Consider the following 25,581-nt stretch of genomic DNA (forward strand, 5'->3'; position numbering starts at 1 on the left):
CTTTGTATCAACAAAAAACAAAATATAAGATCATGAAAATTACAGTCACAGGTTCATTAGGAAACATAGGAAAACATTTGGTGAAAATATTGGTAGCAAATACTAACGAAGTAACCGTTATCAGTAGCAACGAAGATAGAAAATCTGCCATCGAAGCGCTTGGTGCTCAAGCTGCTATTGGTTCTATTACGGATACTGATTTTTTGGTAAAAACTTTTACAGGTGCTGATGCAGTATTTGTGATGACTCCTCCAAACATGGGTGGTCAGAACATTATCGAAAATACCGTTAGCGCAGGTAAATCGTATGCTGAAGCTATTACCAAAGCAGGAGTTCCAAAAGTAGTAATGCTCAGTAGTATTGGAGCCGAATACGAAAATGGGACAGGTCCAATTGCAGGACTTTATCATATCGAAAATTTGTATCGCTCTTTACTCCAAAATGTGAATGTTAGCTTTATGCGTGCGGGGTATTTTTACACAAATTTCTATAATGATGTTCCATTAATCAAAGGAATGGGAATCATTGGTTCAAACTATCCAGCCGATACCAAAATTCCACTCGTGCATCCACAAAATATCGCTGAAGCAGTAGCGGAGGAATTACAAACAAGCACTACAGGGCATCAGGTTCGTTATGTTGTAAGTGACTATGTAAGTTTAGCGGAGGTAGCTAAGGCATTTGGTGATGTTTTGGGCAAACAACTTCCTTGGGTAGAGTTTACCGATGAACAATCATTACAAGGAATGCAACAAGCAGGTTTACCTACTGAAATGGCTCAATTGTACACAGAAATGGGTACGGCAATTCGTGAAGGAAAATTACAAAAGGATTTCGAGGCAAGTGGAATTCCACAAATTGGTTCCATCAAAATTCAGTCGTTTGCCAAAGAATTTGCAGGCGCATTTTAAGGTTAAAAAGCCCTAATTATGATTTCATCCACAGTCTAAACAACTTCTTGTTTGGGCTGTGGATGAATTATTATTTACATATAGTAAGTTTTGCAATTGTGAATGATATTAAATTCATTAAAGTATCATGTTAGATATTGATTACTAGTTTATTAGTAAATATTGATATTCTGTTTTTATTTCGCACAATAATATTTACTTTGCACTTGTTTTAAGAAAGAGAAATACATTTTATGCCAATATTAGATATTAACGGACACCCTATTACCCACCTAAATACACAGTCTAACATTCGAAATATTGAATTTGGAGCAGGCAAAAATTATTTTGGAAAGGTTCTATATCCTGAGTGCTTTTTAACTGATAAAAATTTGCCTTCACTAAGTCATTTTACAGAGCTTCCATACTATGATAAAAATTCTGATTGTCATTACATAGATTTTATATGTGATTTTGATAATCATAACTTTAATGAACATATTTTTGATACAATAATCTTATGTAATCCTTTTGGGTTTGGATATTCAACTCTAATACTAGCGCAGTCATTTTTTAATCGTGTAGGAGATTTACTCAACGATAATGGTCAAGTTGTTGTAATATCTAGTCATACTAACATATTCGGTAAGCAAAAAAACTTGCAGCGATTTCTTGATAGTACCGAACCGGAATTTTATTCTAAATATATTTTTGAGCTTGAATCATTCGAAGAATTAACTCCAGAACATGTAATTAGATTAAACTTTACTTTTAGAAAAAGTTGTTTAGATGAGATAGCAACGCCAAGCCAAAAAATGATAATTAGAAAAATTGGTATTAGAAATAATGGATAAATTGTCGATAGATATACAGCTAGCAACTAGCTATACATCAAAAAAATACAAAAAATTATTAGGAGATCATCTAACAGGAATATTAGATGAGTCATTGGCGAGCCCAGAATATAGTAAAATGAATATACGCTTTTCAAATGAACTTTACTGGGAATGTGTTGAAAAAATACATGAAAAGTTTCATGATACAATTTCTGAATACTTTACAGAAGAGGAGGACGATAGATTGTTTGAAGAGAAGACAATACTTACAAAGAGAATAATTGCTAACCTTGGAAGTTTTTATGATAAAAGTAATGACCTAATTAAGTCAATTGATTTTACAGTGAATAATCACGCAAATAATTACATATTTAGCAAGCTTAAAGAACATGTAAAAATAAATAATTTGTGGGATAGTTGTGATAAGGTATTTACAGATCACGGGTTACTTTATCTTTTTTCAGAAGATAAGGATACTTATCGAAATTTACTAAAACATCAAGAAAGCGATTTGTCAAAAGAGGCCACCATTGGAGTCCTAAGAAAAGGTGCAAAGAAAGATTTCGGAATAAGTTATATTAGAGACAGTTATCAACTAAGAAAGACATTTTTAGATATACTTGAAGATGAAAAACATAACTTTGAAAATCCTATTAAGAAAGAAGATATATTCAAATTGTTTAGAGAGAAATTAGCAATACCAGCCGATGATTTAACAAATCAAAATATATCTAACTGGATCATAAAACCTCTCAAAAATGGTATAAGGATAGGATCAAATAAGGAAGGTTATTTTTTAATTAAGACATTTGATGATTTACTTCACTCATACAATAGTCATTATAATAATTATATTGGGTTTTATAAAACTCTAAATAAGTATGAGAAAATTGCTGATACTTTGTTTGGTGAAAGTAATATAACTGAATTTCGGAAACATAGGAAAAACGAAAACTAGTAAATAATTTTAGTTTTATCTCATCCACAGTCTAAACAACTTCTTGTTTGGGCTGTGGATTTTTATTTTATCTTTATGATAAAATAGACCTGAAATATGCCATAATTGTCTAATAGTTCAGGCACTTGGTCGATTGATAGTCGCAAATTTTTGGCTAAAAAATATGGATTGCGTAACATTACATCAGATGTACAGAGTTGATTGAATATTTGATTTTCGCCACGCTGTGTCTATTCCCTTCAATTTTTACATAAACCAATTTAACTATTTGAAAATGAACGATTACAATTCTTCTCGCCGTCAGTTTTTAGGTGCTGGCGCTGCCTTGCTTACAGGTACACTCATGGCCAATGGAAAACTCTGGGGGATGCCTGCCATTATCGACAATTTCGGAAAATCTGGCTCTCTGATTAAAGGCGTACAAATCGGCGTAATTACCTATTCGTTTCGTGAAATGCCAGACCAAAGTGCGGAGGCAACCTTACAATATGTCCGTGATTGTGGTATTAGTGCGATTGAATTGATGGGCGGGCCAGCAGAAAGCTTTGCTGGCGCACCCAAAAACCCTGTAGATTTCCGTGCTGTATTTCCCTTGATGCGTAAACGCAACGAAAAGCAAACCTTAACTCCCGAGGAGCAACAACAACTAGACGAAGCTGAAACTAAAATGAAAGCCCATCGTGCTGAAATGGCACAATGGCGTGCGACGGCTCCTATTAGTAAGTTTGAGGAATTAGGAAAAACCTATAAAAAAGCAGGAGTTTCTATTTATGCTTTCAAACCTGATGCGTTTGGTATGCAAAATACCGATACCGAAATAGAATATGGTATGCGTGCTGCAAAGGCTTTGGGTGCTACGCAGGTTACTTTGGAGCATCCAAGTAATGATGCTCATACCTTGAAATTGGGTAAAATGGCTGAAAAAGTTGGTATCAAAGTAGGTTACCATGGTCACGAGCAACAAACCTATACTTTCTGGGATACAGCTTTGGCGCAGTCACCTGCTAATGCTTTAAATCTTGATTTTGGACACTTTGTGGCAGCAGGAAATCCAGCGCCTTTAGAGATGGTCAAAAAATATCATGAGAGAATTGTGAGTATGCACATCAAAGACCGCCAGACAAAAGCCAATGGTCGTGGCAATTTGCCATGGGGACAAGGCGATACGCCTATTGCCGATGCGCTCAAATTGATACGTGATAATAAGTACAATTTCCCTGCAACCATCGAATTAGAATATCAAATCCCGAAAGGCTCAAATTCGGTAGAAGAAGTAAAAAAATGTTTAGAGTTTTGTAAACAAGCGTTGGCATAATAGGGGAGAGGGGTTAGGCAAGGAGGCAAAAGTAAATACTAATGCCTCTTTGCCTGATGCCTATACCCTAATTTTGTGCCTGTTCACTTAAGAATATGAACCTACAACACCTTTTCTCAGAATTACTTCAAGGGTATACTCGCGATAATTCGAAGATGATAACATATTGGACAGAGCTTAGCGATGCCTATTCGCAGCCTAGACGACATTATCATAATTTGACTCACTTAGAAAATTTATATCATGAATTAGTATCCATAAAGACTCAAATTCAAGATTGGGAGGTTCTCTTGTGGGCATTATTCTATCATGATGCAGTGTATGACACGTTAAAATCTAATAATGAAGAAAAAAGTGCAGCTTTGGCTGAAAAAAGAATGAAAAGCTTAGGGGTTTCGGAAGAAATCGTAGCCAGAGTTGTTGAGATGATTTTAGCGACAAAAACGCATGTGGTCTCTGAAAATCAAGATGTTAATTATTTTACAGATGCCGACTTATCTATTTTAGGAAAAGACTGGGAGGTTTATAAACAATATGCGAAGCAGGTAAGAAATGAATATGCGATTTATCCAGATTTATTGTACAATCCTGGGAGAAAGAAGGTCTTAAAACACTTTCTCGAAATGAACCAGATTTTTAAGACCGATTACTTCACTCAAAAATATGAGAAACAAGCGAGATTAAATCTAAGTAGAGAACAGGAAGGGGATAGGGTTTAGGCAAAAAGGCATTAGTAATTAAACTTTACTCTTGCCTTTTTGCCTAACCCCTATCCCCTCAAAAAAACTACTCCACTACAACCTCATCCACAAAAAGCCATGCTTTATCTCCTGCGCCAGTCATATTAGCAGGAATGGTTCCGTAGGCTTGAGCTTTGATTTTGAGAAATTTATATTGTTGATTTCCCAACGACATTGGTATCGTCAATACGCCCTCTTGTGCAGGAACACTAGGATTGACCGTCGATAAAGTAGTATAGTTTACCCCATCATTCGATGCTAAAATACTCACCGATTTAGGCATCCAAACCCAGCTAGAAGGTTTATGGAAAAAGCGAAGCGTGATTTTTGAAAAGTCTGTTGCCTGATTCCATTTAATCACACCTTCAAAATCTTGGTCATTCCAGCCAAGCCATTCTTCGTCATTGAATCGACCGTTACCGCCAAAAGTACCGTTGGTTATGGCGCCAATTCCCCCTCTAAAGTATCGTTTGCTTGGTAGTGTTGTCAATTCCATTTGTACTCCAGTAGCCTTGTTGATGCTGATGGTACGAGTGATTTCGTCTACCATTCTACCTTTCATTACGGTCGCCGCTTTGATATTGGTAGTTTGCGAAATCAAAATAGGTCCTGTGTATAAATTTGATTGCTGTGTCGGCGTGCTGCCATCGGTTGTGTAATAGATAGGCGCTCCATTGTTATCACATAACAACGACAAATTAATACGTTGGTTAGCATCTCTTGAAGTTTGTGTTTTGATTTCAAAAAAGTGCTTCGCATAATTAATCGAACGGTAATCCATACGAGTCAAATAGCTCGATAATCTATCTAGAAAGTTAGCATAATTGCGATCTTCCTTTTTCGACCAACCTACTTCCGCCAAGGCTACTCCTCTTGGAAAAGTCATATATTCGGCATGACTACCAACAGGTACTTGCTCTGTCCAAAGGTTTGCTTGTGGCCCTAACACATACTTCGCTTCTTCTGCTGTTAAGTTTTCTGGAATAGGTTCAAAGCTATAAATTTTTGGAAGATTAATAAATCCTGCAAATGCCAAAGGTTCGTTTGGATCTTCTGATTGATAATAATCCAAATAGCAATGCGAGGTTGGCGACATAATGGCATTATGCTTCATTTTGGCAGCTTCACCACCACTTTCTAGGCTTCTCCATGCCATAACAGTTGCATTTGGTGCCAATCCTCCTTCTAGGATTTCATCCCAACCAATCATCTTACGCCCACGGCTATTGAGGTGTTTTTCAAGCGTTTTGATAAAATTACTCTGTAATTCATCCACATTCTTTAAACCTAAATCTTGGGTAGTTTTACGACAAACTGGACATTTATGCCAAGCTACTTTGCTAGCTTCGTCACCACCTATATGAATGTACTCACTAGGGAAAATACTAATTACCTCATCTAAAATATCAGCAATAAATTGTGCTGATTCGGGTTTTGGACAAAATTCTCCTTGAAACAATAACTGCTTGCCAGTACTATCTTGACAAGCATACTGTGGATAAGCAACCAAGGCTGCTTGCGAGTGCCCTGGCACATCCACTTCAGGAATAATTGTAATAAAACGGTCTTGGGCATATTTGACCAATTCACGCATTTGTTCCTGTGTATAGAAACCTTCATTGGTTGGCCATTGTGGAGACTTAGCGGTGTGTAAAAGCGGATATTTCTTACTTTCAAATCTAAAAGCCTGTCCGTCGGTCAAGTGCCAATGAAAACGGTTGATTTTGAGTGCTGCTAATTCATCAATATACTTTTTCAAGAAATCAACAGGCATAAAATGACGAGATACATCGAGCATAATACCACGGTAACCAAATCGTGGTTCATCTTCAATCGTTCCGCAAGGAATCGTCCATTGTGTATCATTCGCACGGATTTTCTGTTCTATATCCGTTGGTAAAAGTTGTAATAAACTTTGTACACCGTAAAAAACTCCTGCTGGCGTTTTTGCCTTGAGTTGGATATGCTGAGGTGTAATGCTCAGTTTGTATCCTTCTGCCTGAGTCATTTTAGCATCCAAAATCACCTCAATAGGCTTTTTGCCCTTCGCTTTACTCACGACAGGCAATGCCAAACCCGCTGCCAAGCGACATTTGTCTTTCAGTGGTTGAAGCGCCATCAACGTTTGTGGGTTGTGGGTTTTGTCTACAATAACTACCTGCTTGTTTAGCTCGAAACTCCCATTTTGAGGAATAATCTTTTGGGGTTGAGGAATAATTGGATAACGATTTTGCGCTAGTATTGTACCCGAACAAAGCAGACACCATAAAAGCAAAAGTTGTTTTTTCATATTGATTTTAATTGAAATTGGGTGGGGTGATTATGACCTTAGTCTATCATTTCCAAAGGTATAAAATGATATTGGAGCTTTTATACTCATTTGTATAGAACGCCTTCCCAAACTTGAATTGTTGTGGTATTACCCACGAAGTACTAATTTGCATCCGATTTGTGGATTAAACTAGTGTGAAAGCATCAATAAAGAGTTTAATCTCATAACTCAGCACTAGAATTGTACGAAGGATTTCTATCTATTGCAGATTTAGGATTTCTGATTTCGGAAATAAAGTAAAACACCTTTATTTTTTACAAAAAATAGAAGCTTTCACTTCCGAAATCCAACATCCGATATCCGAAATAAATAGTTTTTATAATCCTATGTACACTCCTAACTCAGCACTCAAAATTCATCACTTATATGATTCCTATTAAGTTGTCCATAAAGGGCTTGTATTCATATCGCGATACACAGGTAGTTGATTTTACCAAGTTGACCGAAGCATCTATTTTCGGGATTTTTGGAAAAGTTGGCTCTGGTAAATCCTCTATTTTAGAGGCGATTACCTTTGCTTTGTACGGCGATACCGAGAGAATGAACAAGTCGGGCGACGACCGAAATTATAATATGATGAATCTGCGCTCAGATGACCTACTCATTGATTTTGAGTGTCGTGCGGGCAAAGACAATCACTTGTATCGTTTTACGGTAAAAGGTCGTAGAAATAGCAAGAAGTTTGACGATGTAAAAACTTTTGAAAGAAAAACTTATCAATGGATGCCCGAAATTTCAGATTGGGCGCCTATCGAAGTTGAAAATGCTTCCGAAAAAATTATAGGTCTTTCTTACGAAAACTTTAAAAGAACGATTATCATTCCTCAAGGCCGTTTTCAGGAGTTTATTGAATTACCCTTGTCGAAACGTACCCAGATGATGAATGAAATATTTCAATTGGAGCGTTTTGACTTGGCCTCAAAGGTAAAAATGGTCAAGGAAAATAATGAAAAACAGCTTGAGCATCTCAATGGAAAAATTGCCCAATTAGGACAAAGTACTCCTGAACAACTAGACGCTATCAAAGATCAATTACAGGCATCAGAGGCGCTATTAGTACTAAGAAATCAAGCGCTGGCAGATAAAGTTGCCGACGAGAAAAGCCTAGATTGGGTAGCCAAACTCTTTAAGAGCTTGGAAGAAACGGTCGCGCAGTTGCAAACTTTGGAAGCTCAGTCACTTGAGTTTGAGACAAAAGAGAGTCGATTGAAGACTTATCAAAAAGTTTTGATGCAATTAAAGCCTTTGCTTACCCAACAGCAAGCTCGATTAGTAGAACAACGAAAGGATACCTTGGCTTTTTCTAGTAAAAACCAAGAGCAGGAACAGTTGGTGAAAAATATTCAGGTTGCTCAACAAAAGTTGGATGAACTCAAACCAGCTTTTGAACAAAAAGAAAACTTGTTGAAAGAAGCAGAAGAATGGGGTTGGGCTTTGAGATGGAAACAGGCTTCGAGTGAGAGAACCAAATTGCTGGAGCGTCTAGAAAAAGGTAAAATTGCTGTTGAGCAACAACGGGTTCAAATTCAACATGGACAAGCAGAAAGGGTGCAGATAGAGGAGGCGTTGCAAAAACTCAAAAGCCAGCAAGTTGATCTTCATCGTCTCTCGATGGTGTCTACGTGGTTTGGACAAAAGAAAACGCTTCTTTCTCAGAGAAATACCATTACTGAAGCAGGAAAGGATGCAAAACTAAAAGCGGAGGATTTTGAACAAAAAATCCAAGCGATTTGTCAAGACGAAGTTTTTCAAGAACGTATTTCTAGTCAGCTCGAATTGCCAGAACGTCTTACCTTGATTGAACATCTGAAAGAGGGGTTTAACCAAAAAATAGATTTTCATCAACACCATATTTCACACTTCGAAACGCAAAAGGCATTGCAGGCCTATTCAAATGCTTTGCACGATGACGAGCCTTGTCCTTTGTGTGGTGCAATTCATCACCCCGCTAAGTTGACTTCTTCGGAGGATTTTTCTGGAAAAATACAAGCAGAAAAAACGGCCCAAAAAGCTTGGCAAAATCGCCTACAACGTATCGAACAGCTGACGGCTCAATGGGATGCGCTAGCGCAGAATATGACCATCTGGAATACAGAGCGAAACAAACAAGCGGTTTTGTACAAAGATATACAAGCCAAAATTCAGGAGCATGACCTGAGTTTTGTATGGACTGATTTTTCAAAAGATGATGAACAGGCGGTTCAAAAAGCCTTTGTATTGGCCGAACAACAACAAAAGGAAATAAAAGCATTTGAAGAAAAACGAGGGGCACAAGAACAACAACTGCAAGTTTGGCAGAAGGATTTGGAGGAAAAGTATTTGCCTACTTTACAAAAAATAGAGGTTGAAATCTCGGCTAAAATGTCGGAGATAAGTACTGCTCAATCGCAGATACAGCGTTTGGATATACAGACGCTAGAAAATGAAACCGCAGAAAGTATTGCTAGTCATGTCCAAAGACTTCAGCACCAGCATCAGGAGTTGGTCAAAAACGTTGAGCAATTGCAAAAGGATATACAATTGTTACAAGATCAAAGTAATAGATTGGGAGGTGAGATTGTAGCGTTGAAACAAAATCTGACACAGCATACACAAATCATCGAGACATTGGAGGAGCAACTCAGAGCTGCAATGTCAGAGATGGGTTATGTGGACAAAGAGGAGATAGAGCAAATTTTGGCTTGGGACTTGGTAATTGATGCAGAGCAAAAAGCCATAGAAACCTTTAAAGTACAATTACAAGCTACTCAACAGCGACACAAATCTCTGCTGGAAGAGACCCAAGGTTTACGCTACGATGTTGGAATTCACCAGCAACTTTTGGCGGATATAGCAACATTACAAAATGAAATAAATACCTTGCAAGCGGAAGCTGGAGCACTCAGAGGTAGACAATTACAACTTGAAAAAGACTTGGCAACTCAGGCCGATTTATTGAAGGAAAAGGAGGCTTTAGAAATTCGCAGAGCTGACATAGATACTTTAGCAAAACTCTTTAAAAGCCAAGGGTTTGTAGGGTTTGTGTCAGGAATGTATTTGCAAAATCTTTGTAATCAGGCTAATGAGCGTTTTAGTAAAATGACCCGACAGGCTTTGCAACTCGAAATTTATGAGACGCGTCCTTCAGAATTTGATTTTAGAGTGAGAGATTTACTCAATGAAGGAAGAACCAGAGCCGTAAAAACGCTTTCTGGTGGACAGAAATTCCAAGTTGCCTTATGTTTAGCCCTAGCTTTGGCAGATAATATCCATGCTCAAACACAGTCAACCAATAATTTCTTTTTCTTGGATGAAGGCTTTGGGTCGTTGGATAAAGATTCGCTAATAGAAGTTTTTGAAACCTTAAAATCTTTACGAAAAGAAGACCGCATCGTCGGTGTTATTTCCCACGTAGAAGATTTACAACAAGAAATAGAAAGCTATATCACCGTAGAAAACAACCCAGAAATGGGAAGCCAAATTAAGTTTTGAGTTTTGAGTGAGGAGTACAGAGTCTTTTTTTTAATTTGTCACTCCTCACTCAAAACTCAAAACTCCTCACTCAAATGAACTCAGCACTCAAAACTCAAAACTCACAACTTAAATGATTTCCGTAACAATACTTACCAAAAATAGTGAGGCGCGATTGGCGCAGTGTTTGGATGCCTTGAAGGGATTCGATGAAGTAATTGTGCTCGATAATGGGTCGACCGACCAGACATTGGCGATTGCACGCCAATACGCCAATGTATGTGTGCACGAGCACCCATTTATTGGCTTTGGTAAGATGCGCAATTTGTCTGTGAGTTTTTGTAAGAACGACTGGATTTTGTGGGTCGACTCCGATGAGGTATTGGACCCGATTTTGATTCAAAATATTCAGAATCTTTCGCTCAATCCTAACCATCTATATCGTTTTTTACGAAAACAATATTACAATGGCAAATACATCAACGGAGCAGGTTGGGGAAACGACAAAGTAACACGACTTTTTCATAAAAATAGCACGCAGTTCAACGACAAAGATGTTCATGAAGGACTGAATACCAAAGGTTTGCAAATTGTAGATATTGAGGGAGTTATTCATCATTATTCTTATGAAACGGCTGATCAGCTTTTGGCAAAAATGAACTATTATTCGACCCTTTTTGCAGTTCAAAATCAGCACAAAAAAGGCACACATCCCGTGATTGCCTATTTCAAAAAGACCTTCCATTTTTGGAATTACTATTTACTCAAAAAAGGATTTTTGTATGGCTACGAAGGATATTTGATTTCGTATTGCAATGCACAAGGAGCATTTTTCAAATACATGAAGCTTTATGAAATGAATCAGAAAGAAAAGTCATAACTTGCGCCTTTATTTTTGCTCTCTTTAAACAGTGAACCGAACTACTAAATTGGATGTCGTACATCCGTGCTACAATCCCCACGAAGGTTGGGATAAAGAGCTTATACATTATTATAAAATATTTGTTTCGCAACTCCCTTCACAAGTGGAGGTTAAATTGTATTTGGTTGATGATGGTTCTATAAGAGGCGTAACAGAAGCCCATTTACAATATCTCCGCGAAAACATCCCTGCTTTCGAGTATGTTACGTATTCCCAAAATAAGGGAAAAGGATTTGCTTTGCGTACTGCCATCGCCAAAACACAAGGCGATTTGATTATTTATACCGATGCGGATTATCCCTATCGTATGGAAAACGCTTGGGAGATGTTTAGGTTATTGAACGACGAAAATTATGATGTGGTTTTGGGCGTTCGTGACGACCATTATTATAGTCAATTACCATTTTTGAGAAAAATATTTTCCCTGTCTTTACGCACGATGAACCATGTTTTTTTCCCATCGATGTTCGTAAAAGATACTCAATCTGGCTTAAAAGGATTTAATCAAAAAGGAAAAGAGGTATTTCTCAAAACCCATATTAATTCGTTTTTATTTGATATGGAGTTTGTGGTACTGGCTTCACGTCGTAAGGATTTACGCTTGGCCAAAATACAAGTACACGTGCGCGATGGAATTAGTTTTTCACAAATGAGCTGGAAAACGATAAAACAAGAACTGCTGAGTTTTCAAAATATTTTTAGTCGAAGTAAGTAAGAGATAGAAGTGATGAATTGTGAGTTTAGAGTGATGAGTTGTCCTTACTGCCCTTGTTGGAGTTATCTCTAACAAGCATTTGCGTCAGCTACTGAACAATTGCGAGATGGTTAACTTGTTGGTTTATAGGGTTTTAATATTCAAAATTCACAACTCGTAATTCAGCACTAATACGTAAGCCTACTAATTTTTTATTATTATGCTAAAAGCAATCTTAACATTTGACGTAGAAGAGTTTGATGTGCCTTTGGAATACGGTCAACAAATCACAATGGAGGAACAGATAGAGGTTTCGACGCGTGGGACATTGCTTTTGAAGGCATTATTAGATAAACATCAAGTAAAAAGCACTATTTTTTGTACAGGACAATATGCACTTTCTCAGCCTGAGTTAATGAAAACTTTGGCCGAGAAACATGAGATTGCTTCTCATGGAATGTATCATAGTAGCTTCGATGCAAAGATTGATTTACCTGCTTCCAAAAAATTGCTTTCTCAAATCACAGGACAGTCTGTTGAAGGATTCAGAATGGCAAGGATGATGCCTGTCGAAAATCAAGATATTGCAGATGCTGGTTATGTGTATAATGCTTCGTTGAATCCTACTTTTTTGCCAGGACGTTACAACCATTTAGACAAACCGAAGCTCCCTTTTGTGCAGGATAGGTTATGGCAAATTCCTGCGACTGTTACCCCAAATTTGCGTTTTCCGATGTTTTGGTTGAGTTTTAAAAACTTACCCTTGAGTGTTTACAAAATGTTTTCGAATAGCGCACTCAATCGCTATGGGATTATTAATTTGTATTTCCACCCTTGGGAGTTTACCGACCTTTCGGCTTATACCACCATTCCTGCGTATGTCCGTAAGCACTCAGACAGAGTACTTTTACAGCGTTTGGATGACTACATTACTTGGCTAAAAGCTAAAGGAGTAACCTTCATCACTATGAAGGAATATGTAGAGGAGTTGAAGCTGAAGAAATAAACCTCTGTAAAAAACGCTCAAGTAAAGCCATTGAATATCTAATAAAATTCTCTTTCCAACCGCTAGATACATAGATAGTAATTTTTATGAAATTCGACTTTTTGCTCAATAAGCGCAACATCTTGTTGATTTGGATTGCAGTGGCTGTAGCAATGGCCATGAAGCAATATTTTACGGGCGATAATCCTCACGCACACATCAACAACTTCATTATTTTTAAGACCAGCTTCTGGCACTTGATTCATCAAGAGCACTTGTACGCCTATCATCCTGACGAATACGTAGATTTGTTTTTGTATGGACCGCCTTTTGCGGTAATGATAGCACCTTTTGCCTTAGTGCCGACTTTGCTTGGGGTAATTTTGTGGAATGTGGCCAATGCCGTTGCACTACTTTTCGCGATTTATGAATTACCTTCCTTCGACGAAAAAACCAAAGCTATTATGTCATGGCTTTGCCTCAATAGCTGTATTACCAGCCTTATCAATGTTCAGTATCATGGTATTGTGACCGCTTTGATTATTTTGGCTTATACTTTTATCAAGAAAGAAAAAGACTTCTGGGCAGCCTTTTGTATTGTGTTGGGTACTATGACCAAGCTATATGGCGTGGTAGGGCTGGCATTTTTCTTTTTCTCCAAAAATAAACTCAAACTTATTGCTTCTGGCTTGTTTTGGATAGCGGTATTGTTTGTATTACCAATGGCGTTTAGTTCGCCAACTTATATCCTTCAGACTTACCAAGAATGGTTTGATGTATTGGTGAAAAAGAATGATATCAACGAAGTTTTGACGAATCCTTATCAAGACCTTTCGGTGATGGGTATGGTACGAAGATTGGCGCAAGATGCCAGTATTTCAAATTTATGGTATATCCTACCAGCGGTTTTGATGTTTGCGCTGTCATATATACGAATCAACTTGTTTTTCAATACCCGTTATCAATTATTGCTTTTATGCTCGACGTTGATGTTGGTCGTTTTGGCAAGTACAGGCACCGAAGCATCTACCTTGTTGATTGGGTTTGTAGGCGCAGTGATTTGGTATATGCAAAGTGCTAAAACTTCTACCGATAAAGCATTGTTCATTTTTGCTTTGCTGGTGACAAGTTTTGGCCCTACTGACTTGATGCCCAAATATATTAGAAATGAATTTTTAAGAAAATATGCCCTAATGGTATTACCCATGTTATTAGTTTGGATAAAAGTGCATTGGGAAATGTTGGCGAGTAAGAAAGAGGAGTTTTGAGTGGAGGCACAAAGTGATTTGAGTGATGAGTTAGGAATGTGGAGTTTTGAGTGAAGAAAGGCATTTAGGCTTATCTAGTTCGAGACTTAGTCTCGGACTATCTATTGTTACAGTCTCTAAACTGTTTTAAAAAATGAGTCCAAGACTAAGTCTTGAACTAGGGATGTAATAATTCACTTTGTGCCTTCATTCAAAACTCTACACTCCTCACTCAGCACTTAAATGCCTTTGTCTCTCACTTTATACCTATTCTGCAAAAGCAATAATATCGAAGTGTTTCCAATCTAACATATTTTGTTTTTGAGGAATAGGCGTAATGGCTGCATCTTCTTCAAAATCATCCATTTTGTTGATTTTATAGCCTTTTTGACTAATATAATTAAACAAATCGTGGCGATCTTGCTCGGATAAGTCTTTGAAGCATTCAAAAATCAATGTGGGCTTGTACTGGTCAAGAAGCTTACTGATTGATTTCAAGATTTGAATATCATACCCTTCTGCATCTACTTTAATCAAGGAGATTTTATTCACTTCTGGATATTGTGTGTGAATAAAGTTTTGAAGGTTGACACCTTTAACTTTTTCTCCTAAACCAAATTTTCCATTTTTTCCACTGATTCCACCATTGTTGAAGCTGGCCTCAGAAGAAGCATACGAATACTCGCCTTCTTCCACGGCAATAGCGTAAGGTAAAGGAATGATGTTGGAAATGTGACGATTTTGGTCGGCGTTTTTCTGTAAAATTTTAAAAACGTGAGGGTTTGGATCAAAAGCTAGAACCGTGCCTTGTGCACCAACTGCCAAAGCCATTGGAAGAGTAGTGTCGCCAATGTGCGCGCCGATGTCAATAACAAAATCGCCAGTTTTAAGGAATTTACGATAAAAGTTAACCTGACTGAGTGAGATAGTTTTCTCTTGTTCTAAAGGATTTAACCAACAAGTGAAGTTGATATTGCCGATTCCTTGGATTGAGATGACAGAGGTCGCGTCACCATAATCACTAAATTTGCGTTTGGCCACAAACTTAGTATATTTCTTTTTTAGGTAATTGAACATTAATATATTGTTTAAAACTAATAAGTAACTATAATAAACGACTATTGTTTAATGCACAAAATTAAAGTTAATATGAAGAATTAACTAGATAAACTTTGAAATAATATTTTAGCGAAATGAATATACTAATTTTTCATAACGCAGTTTTGCCAGTCATTGAATATGGTGGAACTGAAAGAGCTCTTTGGTGGCTTACTAATGATTTAGTTAGATTAGGACATAGGGTTACTTTACTAGTAGCAAAAGGCTCTACTTGTCCTTTTGCAGAAGTCATATTCTATAATCCCAATATATCTCTGACTGAACAAATTCCTGACTATATAGATGTCGTACATTTGAGTATTCCACCTCCCGCTGATTTTCATAAGCCTTATATTCTTATGGTTCAAGGAAATCCAAAATCTAATGAGGTTTTAGACCAGAATACAGTTTTTGTTTCACAAAACCATGCGTTTAGACATAATTCTAATGCTTTTGTATATAATGGTTTGGATTTCGATGAATATCCTACTCCATCATTTTCAAATCAACGGAAACATGTACATTTTCTTGCTAATGCTTCTTGGAAAGTTAAAAATCTAAATGGAGCTGTAAACATTTCCAAAAAGGCAAATGAAAAATTAATGGTAATGGGAGGTTCACGTATTAATTTTAGAATGGGCTTTCGTTTCACACCGGATTTGCATGTCAAGTTTTTCGGTATGGTTGGAGGAAAAATCAAATTCCACTTGATGGATTATTCAAAAGCTTTACTATTCCCTGTTTTGTGGCATGAACCTTTTGGAATTGCAATTATTGAAAGTTTATATATGGGTGCATTTGTTTTAGGTACTCCTTACGGTTCACTTCCTGAGTTAATTACGTCAGAGGTTGGTTTTTTATCAAATAGAGAGGATGAGTTAATTGAAAAGTTAAAGTATTCTGAATCCTTCAATCCTAAGATAAGCCATGAATATGTGAGAGATACTTTTTCTTCTCGTAAAATGGCACTGAATTATCTAAAATATTATGAATTAGTTTTATCAGGTAAGAAAATTAATCCTGTTGCTCCCAAAGCAACTTTTGATACTCCAAAATATTTACCTTATTACACTTAATCATACAAGGTGATATTCTGAGATGAGCTATTCTAAATTTTCAAACATTGATATATAGAATGCCTCTCCATAATTGTACACCTTGTATAGTATTACTGACAAAAAATAAAATAGACTACGCTGTATTAAGTATGTCTTTAATATCTAAGTCAAAAACTTCTAAAATTTTAGCTAAATACTTGGTATTTGGTGTATAATTTCCTGTTTCCCAGTTGTGATAAGTACTCTGTGAAATATTTAGCTGAAAAGCAGCTTCTTCTTGAGACATTCTTTTTGCTTTTCTAGAGCGAATTAATAATGTAGATAAATTCATAAAATATATTTATATATAAGTAGAGAAAACGTTTTCAAGTAAATGATAATTGTTCAAAAAAGCTATCAAAAATTTGATAATTTTTATCAAATTTTTGATAGCTTTTTTTTTGTAGAGAGAATAATTTTGAACCAATAACTATATGCGCATGTGGTTTTTTCTTTTTTTACAATTTAAATTCTTCATTTATGAAATCGTTTAAATACAAGTTGTCTCTATTTATTTTCTCATTTGTAGTGTTATTATCCTCATGTACAAATGATTTAATTCAGCCTCAGGAAAACCCTGTTAATTCTACTCAAAATGATAAAGTTACGGTAGAAAAAGGACGTTTGGTTTTTAAAAGTATCGAGCATTTTAATAAGGTTGTAGCTTCCCTCGAAGGTAAAACACAAGAGGAGTTGAATGCTTGGGAAAAGCAAAACTCTTTTGTTTCACTTCGCTCTATTAATAACTCTATTCAAGATACTGAGAGTAAAAAGCTATCATTGTTCAACTTTCCTAGTTATTATGAAACTCTGTTAAATGCTGATGGTGAGTACGTTATTGGTGAAAACCTTGTTTGGTTTAATAATGGTCAGAAGCATTTTATCCCTAACAGAGATGAAAAGGTATTAAGTGAGGTTAAATTGAACCCTTCATTAAGTAAGATACATGGTGCTGTAGGTATTGTAAAATCAGAGATATTAAACCCTGAAATTAAAACAGATGCTTCAAACTGGAGTTTTGGTAATGCCTATAATGTATATGTAAAATATTTTAACCAATGGGGCGACTCGGGTAGTAAAAGACGTTCTACTTATCAATTTAATATTTGGAGAGATTACAACTGGGAAGATAATGCTGCTGTATATTATTTTGATAGAATATTTGTGAAAGTTATTTATGAGTATCAGGGCTCACAATGGAGACGAGCAGGCGAACCTAGAAAAATTTCATGGAATTTTTCATATACGACAATTTTGAATGGCGTTTATGGAGCTGTACTGGTAGGAGTACCCACAAATGGGTCTAGATCAAGTAATGAAATTGAGACATCTTCAGATTATGATATTATTGTTTCTGGAGGACCAGTTACGGTAGGTAAAGGTACAGGCATAACTGGTGATAGTTACAACGTATCAATAGCAGGTCGTTTCACAACATATACTACGAATGACCAAACAAATTCTTTTCACGAAGTTAATGGAAGTGGATTATTTGATTATCATCCATAACTAGTGACAAAATATTCTATTTAGATTAGAATTTGTAATTTTACCTAGAGATGAACTTTGTGTTCAGTATCTCTAGGTAAAATTTTTGTATCACCTTACTTGAAATTAAGTAATCGTGCAAGATAAAATTGCCTTAATACGCTTTTAGGCTGTAAGCCGTAGGTATTAGGCAAAAGAGTTTCTATTACTTCATGAAAAATACTATTTAACTTTTAGCCTACCGCATAAAGCCTAGAGCTTAAAGCGGGTAAAATTTAAGATTGGGCTTTGGGCTTTCAGGTAACGGCTTTCGGCGGTGGGTTTTGGAAAAAAGCATGGCTGTGGGTAATAAAAAACATTTTAACACTCTTTGCCTTGTGCCTGTTGCCTAGTGCCTAAACACATAACTTAAATCTTATTCTGCACGATTACTTACCATTCTTAATGGTTTAAATAAAATTTAATTCCTCCAGATGATGATTGAGAAATACTCAAAAAGTATTTGATTTCATTCTATATTTAGAATATTTTATAATTTTTATATTCTCCAATTCTCCAACCTGTTGTTTTTTCAATCCACATTTTTACTGAGTTTTTAAAATTGAGTTTCTTTTCTTTAATATCAAAATCAAAAAGCCAGTTCATCCGCTCTACACGGGCCTGCATGACTTGCGGATGAGAGCCGTCGAAATGTGTTAATGAGTCAATTTCGGAGTAGTCAAAATCCTCTAATTCTTGTGAAATCTTTTCTACTTTTTGTTCGCTATGCCAAAAGCGACTAGAGCTTTTAATCTTTTCCTTTTGGATTTCAGGAGGTTTTACCCAACCATAATGATAGATAAAGGCATCAATGAGTTTGACTTTGAGCTTCTGATTGTCTTTTGTTCTAAAGCCTTGCGCATCACGGTAAGACAAGACATTGCCTGTATTGCGCACTACTCGAATCTCTCGGCGATACCATCGATGTGCATCAGCTACATAATTGTAAGAGCCATAAAAGTGCAAGTATTTGAATAATAGTCCTTCTACTTCAGATTTGTGAAGGTTATCCTCCATGGCTTTTTTAATGACAGGAAGATACTTTTCATGTACCACTTCATCACCTTGGATATAAAAACACCAGTCAGCATCGGGCGAAATAGCTGCCAGAGCCTTATCGGTTTCGACTGCTAGCACACGTCCACCTTCACGTAAAGAATCATCCCAAATAGTTTCAATGATTTTGATTTTGGGCGAATCTATACTTTGTATTAGTTCTAAGGTACCATCTTCCGAATTTCCTACGGCAACTACCAGTTCGTCACATATTGGCAATATCGAAGTAATAGCCTCGATGATGGGATAGTCGTATTTGATAGCATTTCGGACAAAAGTAAATCCTGCAATCTTCATTTTTTTTGATAGCTTTAATATTGTAGTGGAACCCAATTTAGTAATTGAGTGATTTGGCGAATGAGTGATTTTTAACAAGATTTATACTTCCGAAATCAAAAATCCACAATCGTATCAGCTTTGTAGACTGCTTAGTTTGGCATAATAGCCATTTGGAATTTGCACAAGTTCTTCGTGTGTTCCTTCTTCTACGATTTGTCCTTTGCTAATAACGATGATTTTATCCGCATTTTGGATGGTACTCAAACGGTGAGCAATGACCAAGGTGGTACGGTTTTTCATCAAATTAGTCAATGCTTCTTGTACCAATTTTTCTGATTCAGTATCTAGTGCGGAAGTGGCTTCGTCCAAAATCAAAATTGGAGGGTTTTTTAGCACGGCTCTCGCAATACTCAAACGTTGGCGTTGTCCACCCGACAAACGACTTCCTCGGTCACCAATGATGGTTTGATAGCCTTCAGGTGACTGAGAAATAAACTGATGTGCATTTGCAATTTTGGCAGCTTCGATGATTTGCGCTTCTGTGGCGTTGGCACCAAATACGATATTGTTTTCGATTGTATCGTTAAATAAAATAGATTCTTGCGTCACAATCCCCATTTGGCGATGTAGAGATTCGGCAGAAATTGCTTTTAAATCGATACCATCCAAGAGGATTTCTCCACCTGTTGGGTCATAAAAACGAGGAACTAAATCAGCTAGGGTAGATTTTCCACCGCCAGACTCGCCAACCAGTGCCACCGTTTGACCTTTAGGAATGGTAAATGAAATATTTTTCAAAACGTCATTTTCTCCATTATAGCTAAATGACACGTTTTTAAATTCAATTCCTTTTTCAAAACTAGGTAAATTAATAGCATTCGGTTGGTCTTGTACTTCCGACGTTGTGTTCATTAATACGATTAATCTTTCAGCAGAAGCTATACCTCTTTGAATACCACTAAATGCATCGGCTATAACTTTTGCTGGGCGTTGTACCTGAGAAAAAAGCGCTAAATAGCTGATAAATGCGGAAGCGGTAAGCCCCCCCTCTTTATTGATAACTAAAGAGCCCCCGTAGAGCAAAATCCCTGCAATAACAATTACACCCAATGTTTCTGAAGTCGGAGAGGTCATTTCTTGTCGATATAACATCCTTTGGACAGATTTTTTATACTTTGTATTTAAAGTCTCAAATTGCTTTAGGATTGTAACTTCCGCATTAAATGCCTTTACCACTCTCATTCCTCCAAGTACCTCATCAATTGTACTGATGATCGTACTAAGATTTTCTTGAACTTCATGAGCCTTTTTACGTAGTCTTCGTGCAATTGCTGCAATAGTTCCTCCTGAAAGAGGTAATATAAGAATAGAAAAAAGTGTTAGTTTAGCTGAAATCATAAACAAGAATACAAAATATACTACTAAGGCAAATACCTCTTTTAATGAAGCTGTAAAAGCACGAGCAATAGAGTTTTCGATTTCTTGAATATCGGTTGTTAGGTGTGACATCAAATTACCTTTGCGCTCATTGTTGAAAAAGCCTAAATGCAGACTAACCGTTTTTTGAAAAACGGCATGTCTCAAACTCGCAATCGTTTCAGATTCAACAGTTTTAAGGATTCTTTGAGAAAGGTAACGGAATACGTTTGAAAGAAAAACGGATACCACAATAATGGCACAGGCAAACTGTAGCGCGCCCATACGACCATACACATCCAACATATTGTACAAATAGTAGTTGAAAGTATCAGAGAAAAACTCTTTACTCAAACTAAAATCAGGAAGTTGCGTAACTCTTTTTTCAGCTTCTCCACTTTCGACCTGATTAAACAAAACCTTCAATAAAGGCGAAAGTAGAGCAAAGTTGAGTACTCCAAATATGCTGGCTAATAAAGATAGTATGAAATAGGGCGCAATATACTTTTTGAGTGAAGTGGTATATTGTAAGATACTTAAATATGTTTTCAACGAATGATGATTTTGAGTTTGTTTTGAGTTATGAATAATATGAGCAGTTAGGAGCCTCTAGTTTTAAATATTTTATTCAAACTTTGCCAATAGCCGAACACCGATAGCCCATACCGTAAACTAATACTTCACCTGAATACCGTGATAATATTCTTGTGCTTGATAGTCCTTGCGGAGTGGGTGTCCGTCCCAATCTTCTGGTAATAGGATTCTTCGTAAATCTGGATGTCCCTCAAAACGAATACCTACTAGGTCAAATGCCTCACGCTCGTGCCAGTCTGCTGTACGCCAGATATGGCTTAGCGTAAGTACGCTTGGAGCAGGTTCATCTTTGGCATTTCGTGGGACAATCACCTTAAGCATCATTTTGTGCTCGTAAGGAATAGAGTACAAATTATAAATTACTTCCATTGTCGCTTTTTCGACACCATTATCCAAGGCTGTAATGCACGACAACATATCGAAATAACAGTTTTCATTTTCGAATAAAAACTTCGCTACAACAGCAATTTTATCCGTTGTAATATGTAGACATTGATGGTCTTTTCCTAGAATGATATCTGAACCTAATTCAGAAACAATTAGGTCATTGATTTGGTCGAAAGTCATGTTTGAGGATGCTAAGTTTGGCTATTGATTAAGAAGAAGCAAACGCTGGTTTTTGGTTACGAGCTTCTTCCTGTTCCATATCTAAAATGGCTTTAGGTGCTACGATAGTTTCTTGACGGATTTTTTCTTGCAATTTCAAAAAACCACCAATCAATGCTTCTGGACGAGGAGGACAGCCTGGCACATATACATCCACAGGAATAATGCGGTCGACACCTTTTACGACATGATAACCGTGTTCCCAGTAAGGTCCACCACAGTTGGAGCAGCTACCCATCGAAATCACATAGCGAGGTTCTGGCATTTGTTCGTACAAACGACGAATACGGTCAGCCATTTTGAAGGTAACAGTACCAGCTACAATCATCACATCTGATTGGCGCGGCGAAGGGCGTGGAAAAACTCCAAAACGGTCGAGGTCATAGCCCGATGCCATGGTCTGCATCATTTCGATTGCACAGCAGGCTAAGCCAAAACCCATGGGCCATAACGAGCTCAAACGTGCCCAATTGAGCAAGTCTTCTACTTGACTAAGTACAATATTATTTTCTTCGAATTGCTGGTCGAGTAATCCCTTCATATCTGAAAATGTTAGATTGAGGTATGTGATTGATGTTAAGGAATACCAATTCTAAATCAACAGCACAATATCATTTTTGACTCCCTAGCCTGCAAAGATACAAACCCCTCTGCAATTATGATGAAGGAAGGGGAAAAAAGGCATTTTAAGGAGGCATTAGTAGTGAGGCATTAGGCATTAGTAATAGTGTAGATGCAAAATTCTGCCACTCTCTGCCTGGCTACTACTCTTTAAGGTCTCAATATTCAACTTTTCACTCTTTGCCTAACCCCTAATCCCTGTCCCCTCAAAAAAACTACTTCACCACCGTCACATATCCTGTTAGTGCAGGGAGGTTTACGTTGGGTTTGATGACGTAGTAATAGGTTCCCGTAGGAATACGCTGACCCTCTTGGATACCGTCAAAAGGTTGATTGTAGCCTTTTGAATAAAAGATTTCATTGCCCCATCTGTTATAAATTTTTACTTCGATATTAGGATATTCGTCAATACCATCCAATTCCCAAGTATCATTCATCCTGTCGCCATTGGGGGTGAAAGAATTAGGAATGTCGATTTTGGGATAAACAAAAACATTGATTTTGTCGCTAGCCTTACATCTACTAGTATTGGCTACGACTTCAAGGGTATATTCCTGATGCGAAATAGGCGCAGCTATAGGAGAAAAATCTGTCGGATTCAATAAGCCTGTTGTGGGTGACCAAGTAAAACTATAATCAGAACCTTGACTACCAACTACTGGAATTTGGACTTGTTGTCCTCTGAAAATCGTAATATCTTCTCCTAATTGAACTCTGGGAACTCTATCGACGATAGCATTGCTAGTAGCAGAATTTTTACAACCATCAGCCGAGGTGTATTCATATACAATTGGCCACACACCCGAACCCGCTTTGGATGGGTCAAATACTGAGCCTGTCATTCCTTTTCCAGTGAATACTCCTGCATTAGAGCTAACAGGAGTAACATAGATGCTCAAATCTGTTGCGAGATTCTTAGCTTCGCAAAATGAAGGAATTGGGGCAAAGGTAACTGTTGGTTTGGGGGATACCGTAATCGCAACTTCGGGGGCATTCTTTTTACAGCCCTTATCTGAGGTAGCCTGTAACTGATAATTTCCTGATTGAGTTATATTGATGGTTTGATCAGTGCTAAGGTTTACACCATCTTTTTGCCATAACCATGTTGTACCCGTATTCACTTCGGCTTTAAGAGTTACTACATCACCTTCACAGATATAAGTTTTGTTTGAAACATTTTGAGCATCAACTTGAGGTAGTGGATTTACGGCAATATTAAGTGAGGCATCAAAAGTACAAAATGGACTATTTTTCTGGGTAATCACCAATCTGTAAACACCTGTGCGGGCGTACTCTGTGTCTCTATTACTAGTAAGTGTAAAACCGTCTAATGTCCAATCAAAGGAAAAGTCTGCTGATGTAGCTCCAGAAATACTTGGGGTAATGGTACCTGGCGATTTATCCTCACATATTGTTGTACCTAAAGATGGCGTTAAAGACAGTCCAACACCTCCATCGCCGATAACTCTGGTTAACAGAGAGGTCTCTCTAGGCTTACATGTAGCATTAGGGTCATTGATTTCAACTCTATAGTCACCAGTAACATCGTCGTTGATACGAAGTTTGTTGGTGGTAGCATTAGGCAGAGGACTACCATTATAATACCATTGGTAGGTAGCATTGGGATTTGCCTGAGTTTCAAGCACTCGGTAACTTTTCTGACAGAGAGTTATGGTGTTTACATGAGCTGTATTGGTACTTCCTTCAATATAAATCCTTGGTCTTTCTACTTCTTTACAGTCTTTTACCAAAACATCATACTCTACTTGAGCTTGGCTAATGATGCGTCCACCAAGTTTCTGTGTAGCCATAATTTTCATGGCATATAATCCTTCTTTACTAGGCAGAAACTGTACCGTTCCTGTATTGGATAATACAATAGGAATGCTTGATGCAATGGGTGACCTAGTTGAATATCCCGACATCCATGGTATTTCTTTGGGAGAAGCCAACTGAGGTAATACCAGAGGCGAACTCGGCGAACTTAAGCCTTTATACAGAGGCTCAAAATCATATTCTATACCGCCAGAGTTAATAACAGGTAGGTTCACAAAGCTGCTTTGGTTTAAGCAATAAAAACTTCCTTGTGCTTTTTGAAATTCAGGGGTTTGTGAGATGCCATTGGTGAAGAAAAGATAAAGTAGTAAACTCGTACTGCTAGGATTAGCAATATTGGTCAACTGACTACTTCTACAACAACGCTCCACAATGACGTAATAACCATCAGGATCTGACAGTTGGGTAAAATCTAGTGTGATATTTTTGCCCAGTACTAAGTCTTTTGACGCTAAGCTACCAATATTACAATTGTTGGGATAGCTCAAGTCAATACTAGTAGATGAACCTCCTGTAAAATCAATAACTCCTGAAGCATCAATTTGTGCAGTAACATCCACATTATCTCTTTTCCGATATACCTTAGCTCTTAAATCTTTGGTGAGTATGCCAGATGCCAAATCTGCCTGATTGGTGGTATTGTGTAAAGAGATGTATAAATGAATGTTAAGTTGAAATTGATTAGTAGTTCCAGCAACTTTTGAAAGCTGCAAATACCCTCCCACAAAAGGGTCTTGCGCAAACGTGTGTTGCATCGTAGTTAAACAAAGTAGGATGATTAATAAACGTAACCTCATTGACAATTTGGTTTATTATAAGTAATAGTACGTTATTAGTTAAGTAATCGTGCAGAATAAGATTTAAGTTATGTGTTTAGGCACTAGGCAACAGGCACAAGGCACAGAGTGTTAAAATGTTTTTTATTACCCACAGCCATGCTTTTTTCCAAAACCCACCGCCGAAAGCCGTTACCTGAAAGCCCCAAGCATAATCTTAAATTTTATTTTGCCCACTAACTTAATGGGGTATCTGTTATTGGAAAAGGCTCGTAATCAAAAAAACTTTTGTGCTACCGCCAGTTA

At 37.2% G+C, this 25,581-nt stretch carries 20 protein-coding genes; 12 read left to right on the forward strand and 8 right to left on the reverse strand.

The features are described from left to right. Positions 1-32 precede the first annotated feature (32 nt). The 5 genes from QM491_RS01835 (at position 33) to QM491_RS01855 (ending at position 4,718) form a co-directional block, all read left to right on the forward strand. Positions 33-911, forward strand: coding sequence for an NmrA family NAD(P)-binding protein (locus tag QM491_RS01835; RefSeq protein WP_283325551.1), 879 nt, complete (start codon positions 33-35; stop codon positions 909-911). A 233-nt stretch (positions 912-1,144) separates the two neighbouring features. After that, the gene (locus tag QM491_RS01840; RefSeq protein ID WP_283325552.1) at positions 1,145-1,744 is read left to right on the forward strand and encodes a hypothetical protein; all 600 of its coding nucleotides are present in this window, start codon (positions 1,145-1,147) and stop codon (positions 1,742-1,744) included. Next, positions 1,737-2,684 (forward strand): hypothetical protein, encoded by a 948-nt coding sequence (locus tag QM491_RS01845; RefSeq protein WP_283325553.1) that lies wholly within the window; start codon positions 1,737-1,739, stop codon positions 2,682-2,684. The genes QM491_RS01840 and QM491_RS01845 overlap by 8 nt, the downstream gene beginning before the upstream one ends. A gap of 274 nt (positions 2,685-2,958) precedes the next feature. Further along, a complete protein-coding gene (locus QM491_RS01850; RefSeq protein ID WP_283325554.1) occupies positions 2,959-3,999 on the forward strand; it encodes a sugar phosphate isomerase/epimerase family protein in 1,041 nt (346 codons plus the stop codon). Between the two features lie 95 nt (positions 4,000-4,094). After that, the gene (locus QM491_RS01855) at positions 4,095-4,718 is read left to right on the forward strand and encodes an HD domain-containing protein (protein WP_283325555.1); all 624 of its coding nucleotides are present in this window, start codon (positions 4,095-4,097) and stop codon (positions 4,716-4,718) included. 67 nt (positions 4,719-4,785) lie between these two features. Here QM491_RS01855 and QM491_RS01860 read toward each other — a convergent pair whose 3' ends face one another. Further along, positions 4,786-7,029 (reverse strand): beta-N-acetylhexosaminidase, encoded by a 2,244-nt coding sequence (locus QM491_RS01860; RefSeq protein WP_283325556.1) that lies wholly within the window; start codon positions 7,027-7,029, stop codon positions 4,786-4,788. Positions 7,030-7,437: 408 nt separating this feature from the next. Between QM491_RS01860 and QM491_RS01865 the strand changes: the two genes are divergently transcribed. The 5 genes from QM491_RS01865 to QM491_RS01885 all read left to right on the forward strand — a co-directional run bounded on the left by QM491_RS01865 (position 7,438) and on the right by QM491_RS01885 (position 14,390). Continuing rightward, positions 7,438-10,542, forward strand: a complete 3,105-nt coding sequence (locus QM491_RS01865; protein WP_283325557.1) for an AAA family ATPase — start codon at positions 7,438-7,440, stop codon at positions 10,540-10,542. Positions 10,543-10,654: 112 nt separating this feature from the next. Next, entirely contained in the window at positions 10,655-11,401 is a 747-nt protein-coding gene (locus QM491_RS01870; RefSeq protein ID WP_283325558.1) for a glycosyltransferase family 2 protein, read from the forward strand. Positions 11,402-11,432: 31 nt separating this feature from the next. Next, on the forward strand, positions 11,433-12,158 hold the full coding sequence (locus QM491_RS01875; RefSeq protein ID WP_283325559.1) for a glycosyltransferase: 726 nt from the start codon (positions 11,433-11,435) through the stop codon (positions 12,156-12,158). A 199-nt stretch (positions 12,159-12,357) separates the two neighbouring features. Continuing rightward, positions 12,358-13,143, forward strand: a complete 786-nt coding sequence (locus QM491_RS01880) for a polysaccharide deacetylase family protein (protein ID WP_283325560.1) — start codon at positions 12,358-12,360, stop codon at positions 13,141-13,143. 86 nt (positions 13,144-13,229) lie between these two features. Beyond that, the gene (locus QM491_RS01885) at positions 13,230-14,390 is read left to right on the forward strand and encodes a glycosyltransferase family 87 protein (protein WP_283325561.1); all 1,161 of its coding nucleotides are present in this window, start codon (positions 13,230-13,232) and stop codon (positions 14,388-14,390) included. Positions 14,391-14,636: 246 nt separating this feature from the next. On the opposite strand, the gene QM491_RS01890 is transcribed toward QM491_RS01885, so the two are convergent. After that, positions 14,637-15,446 (reverse strand): FkbM family methyltransferase, encoded by an 810-nt coding sequence (locus QM491_RS01890; RefSeq protein WP_283325562.1) that lies wholly within the window; start codon positions 15,444-15,446, stop codon positions 14,637-14,639. Between the two features lie 116 nt (positions 15,447-15,562). Here QM491_RS01890 and QM491_RS01895 point away from each other — a divergent pair, with 116 nt between their 5' ends. Further along, positions 15,563-16,543, forward strand: a complete 981-nt coding sequence (locus tag QM491_RS01895; RefSeq protein ID WP_283325563.1) for a glycosyltransferase — start codon at positions 15,563-15,565, stop codon at positions 16,541-16,543. 115 nt (positions 16,544-16,658) lie between these two features. Here QM491_RS01895 and QM491_RS01900 read toward each other — a convergent pair whose 3' ends face one another. Then, positions 16,659-16,856, reverse strand: coding sequence for a helix-turn-helix transcriptional regulator (locus QM491_RS01900; protein ID WP_283325564.1), 198 nt, complete (start codon positions 16,854-16,856; stop codon positions 16,659-16,661). 188 nt (positions 16,857-17,044) lie between these two features. Between QM491_RS01900 and QM491_RS01905 the strand changes: the two genes are divergently transcribed. Next, positions 17,045-18,073, forward strand: coding sequence for a hypothetical protein (locus tag QM491_RS01905; RefSeq protein ID WP_283325565.1), 1,029 nt, complete (start codon positions 17,045-17,047; stop codon positions 18,071-18,073). A gap of 498 nt (positions 18,074-18,571) precedes the next feature. Here QM491_RS01905 and QM491_RS01910 read toward each other — a convergent pair whose 3' ends face one another. From QM491_RS01910 to QM491_RS01930, 5 genes are all read right to left on the reverse strand, one after another. After that, on the reverse strand, positions 18,572-19,444 hold the full coding sequence (locus QM491_RS01910; RefSeq protein ID WP_283325566.1) for a glycosyltransferase family protein: 873 nt from the start codon (positions 19,442-19,444) through the stop codon (positions 18,572-18,574). 114 nt (positions 19,445-19,558) lie between these two features. Then, positions 19,559-21,394, reverse strand: coding sequence for an ABC transporter ATP-binding protein (locus QM491_RS01915; protein ID WP_283325567.1), 1,836 nt, complete (start codon positions 21,392-21,394; stop codon positions 19,559-19,561). A gap of 120 nt (positions 21,395-21,514) precedes the next feature. Further along, on the reverse strand, positions 21,515-22,003 hold the full coding sequence (locus QM491_RS01920; RefSeq protein ID WP_283325568.1) for an NADH-quinone oxidoreductase subunit C: 489 nt from the start codon (positions 22,001-22,003) through the stop codon (positions 21,515-21,517). A gap of 28 nt (positions 22,004-22,031) precedes the next feature. Next, positions 22,032-22,583, reverse strand: coding sequence for an NADH-quinone oxidoreductase subunit NuoB (nuoB, locus tag QM491_RS01925; RefSeq protein ID WP_283325569.1), 552 nt, complete (start codon positions 22,581-22,583; stop codon positions 22,032-22,034). Positions 22,584-22,878: 295 nt separating this feature from the next. Then, positions 22,879-25,254 (reverse strand): T9SS type B sorting domain-containing protein, encoded by a 2,376-nt coding sequence (locus QM491_RS01930; protein ID WP_283325570.1) that lies wholly within the window; start codon positions 25,252-25,254, stop codon positions 22,879-22,881. Positions 25,255-25,581 lie beyond the last annotated feature (327 nt).

Origin of the sequence: Flectobacillus longus, from assembly GCF_030056705.1 — a bacterium.
Taxonomy (GTDB): domain Bacteria; phylum Bacteroidota; class Bacteroidia; order Cytophagales; family Spirosomataceae; genus Flectobacillus; species Flectobacillus longus.

Coding starts and splice junctions, on each gene's coding strand:
- QM491_RS01835 (WP_283325551.1), top strand. CDS start 33: ATGAAAATTACAGTCACAGGTTCATTAGGAAACATAGGAAAACATTTG.
- QM491_RS01840 (WP_283325552.1), top strand. CDS start 1,145: ATGCCAATATTAGATATTAACGGACACCCTATTACCCACCTAAATACA.
- QM491_RS01845 (WP_283325553.1), top strand. CDS start 1,737: ATGGATAAATTGTCGATAGATATACAGCTAGCAACTAGCTATACATCA.
- QM491_RS01850 (WP_283325554.1), top strand. CDS start 2,959: ATGAACGATTACAATTCTTCTCGCCGTCAGTTTTTAGGTGCTGGCGCT.
- QM491_RS01855 (WP_283325555.1), top strand. CDS start 4,095: ATGAACCTACAACACCTTTTCTCAGAATTACTTCAAGGGTATACTCGC.
- QM491_RS01860 (WP_283325556.1), bottom strand. CDS start 7,029: ATGAAAAAACAACTTTTGCTTTTATGGTGTCTGCTTTGTTCGGGTACA.
- QM491_RS01865 (WP_283325557.1), top strand. CDS start 7,438: ATGATTCCTATTAAGTTGTCCATAAAGGGCTTGTATTCATATCGCGAT.
- QM491_RS01870 (WP_283325558.1), top strand. CDS start 10,655: ATGATTTCCGTAACAATACTTACCAAAAATAGTGAGGCGCGATTGGCG.
- QM491_RS01880 (WP_283325560.1), top strand. CDS start 12,358: ATGCTAAAAGCAATCTTAACATTTGACGTAGAAGAGTTTGATGTGCCT.
- QM491_RS01885 (WP_283325561.1), top strand. CDS start 13,230: ATGAAATTCGACTTTTTGCTCAATAAGCGCAACATCTTGTTGATTTGG.
- QM491_RS01890 (WP_283325562.1), bottom strand. CDS start 15,446: ATGTTCAATTACCTAAAAAAGAAATATACTAAGTTTGTGGCCAAACGC.
- QM491_RS01895 (WP_283325563.1), top strand. CDS start 15,563: ATGAATATACTAATTTTTCATAACGCAGTTTTGCCAGTCATTGAATAT.
- QM491_RS01900 (WP_283325564.1), bottom strand. CDS start 16,856: ATGAATTTATCTACATTATTAATTCGCTCTAGAAAAGCAAAAAGAATG.
- QM491_RS01905 (WP_283325565.1), top strand. CDS start 17,045: ATGAAATCGTTTAAATACAAGTTGTCTCTATTTATTTTCTCATTTGTA.
- QM491_RS01910 (WP_283325566.1), bottom strand. CDS start 19,444: ATGAAGATTGCAGGATTTACTTTTGTCCGAAATGCTATCAAATACGAC.
- QM491_RS01920 (WP_283325568.1), bottom strand. CDS start 22,003: ATGACTTTCGACCAAATCAATGACCTAATTGTTTCTGAATTAGGTTCA.
- nuoB (WP_283325569.1), bottom strand. CDS start 22,583: ATGAAGGGATTACTCGACCAGCAATTCGAAGAAAATAATATTGTACTT.
- QM491_RS01930 (WP_283325570.1), bottom strand. CDS start 25,254: ATGCAACACACGTTTGCGCAAGACCCTTTTGTGGGAGGGTATTTGCAG.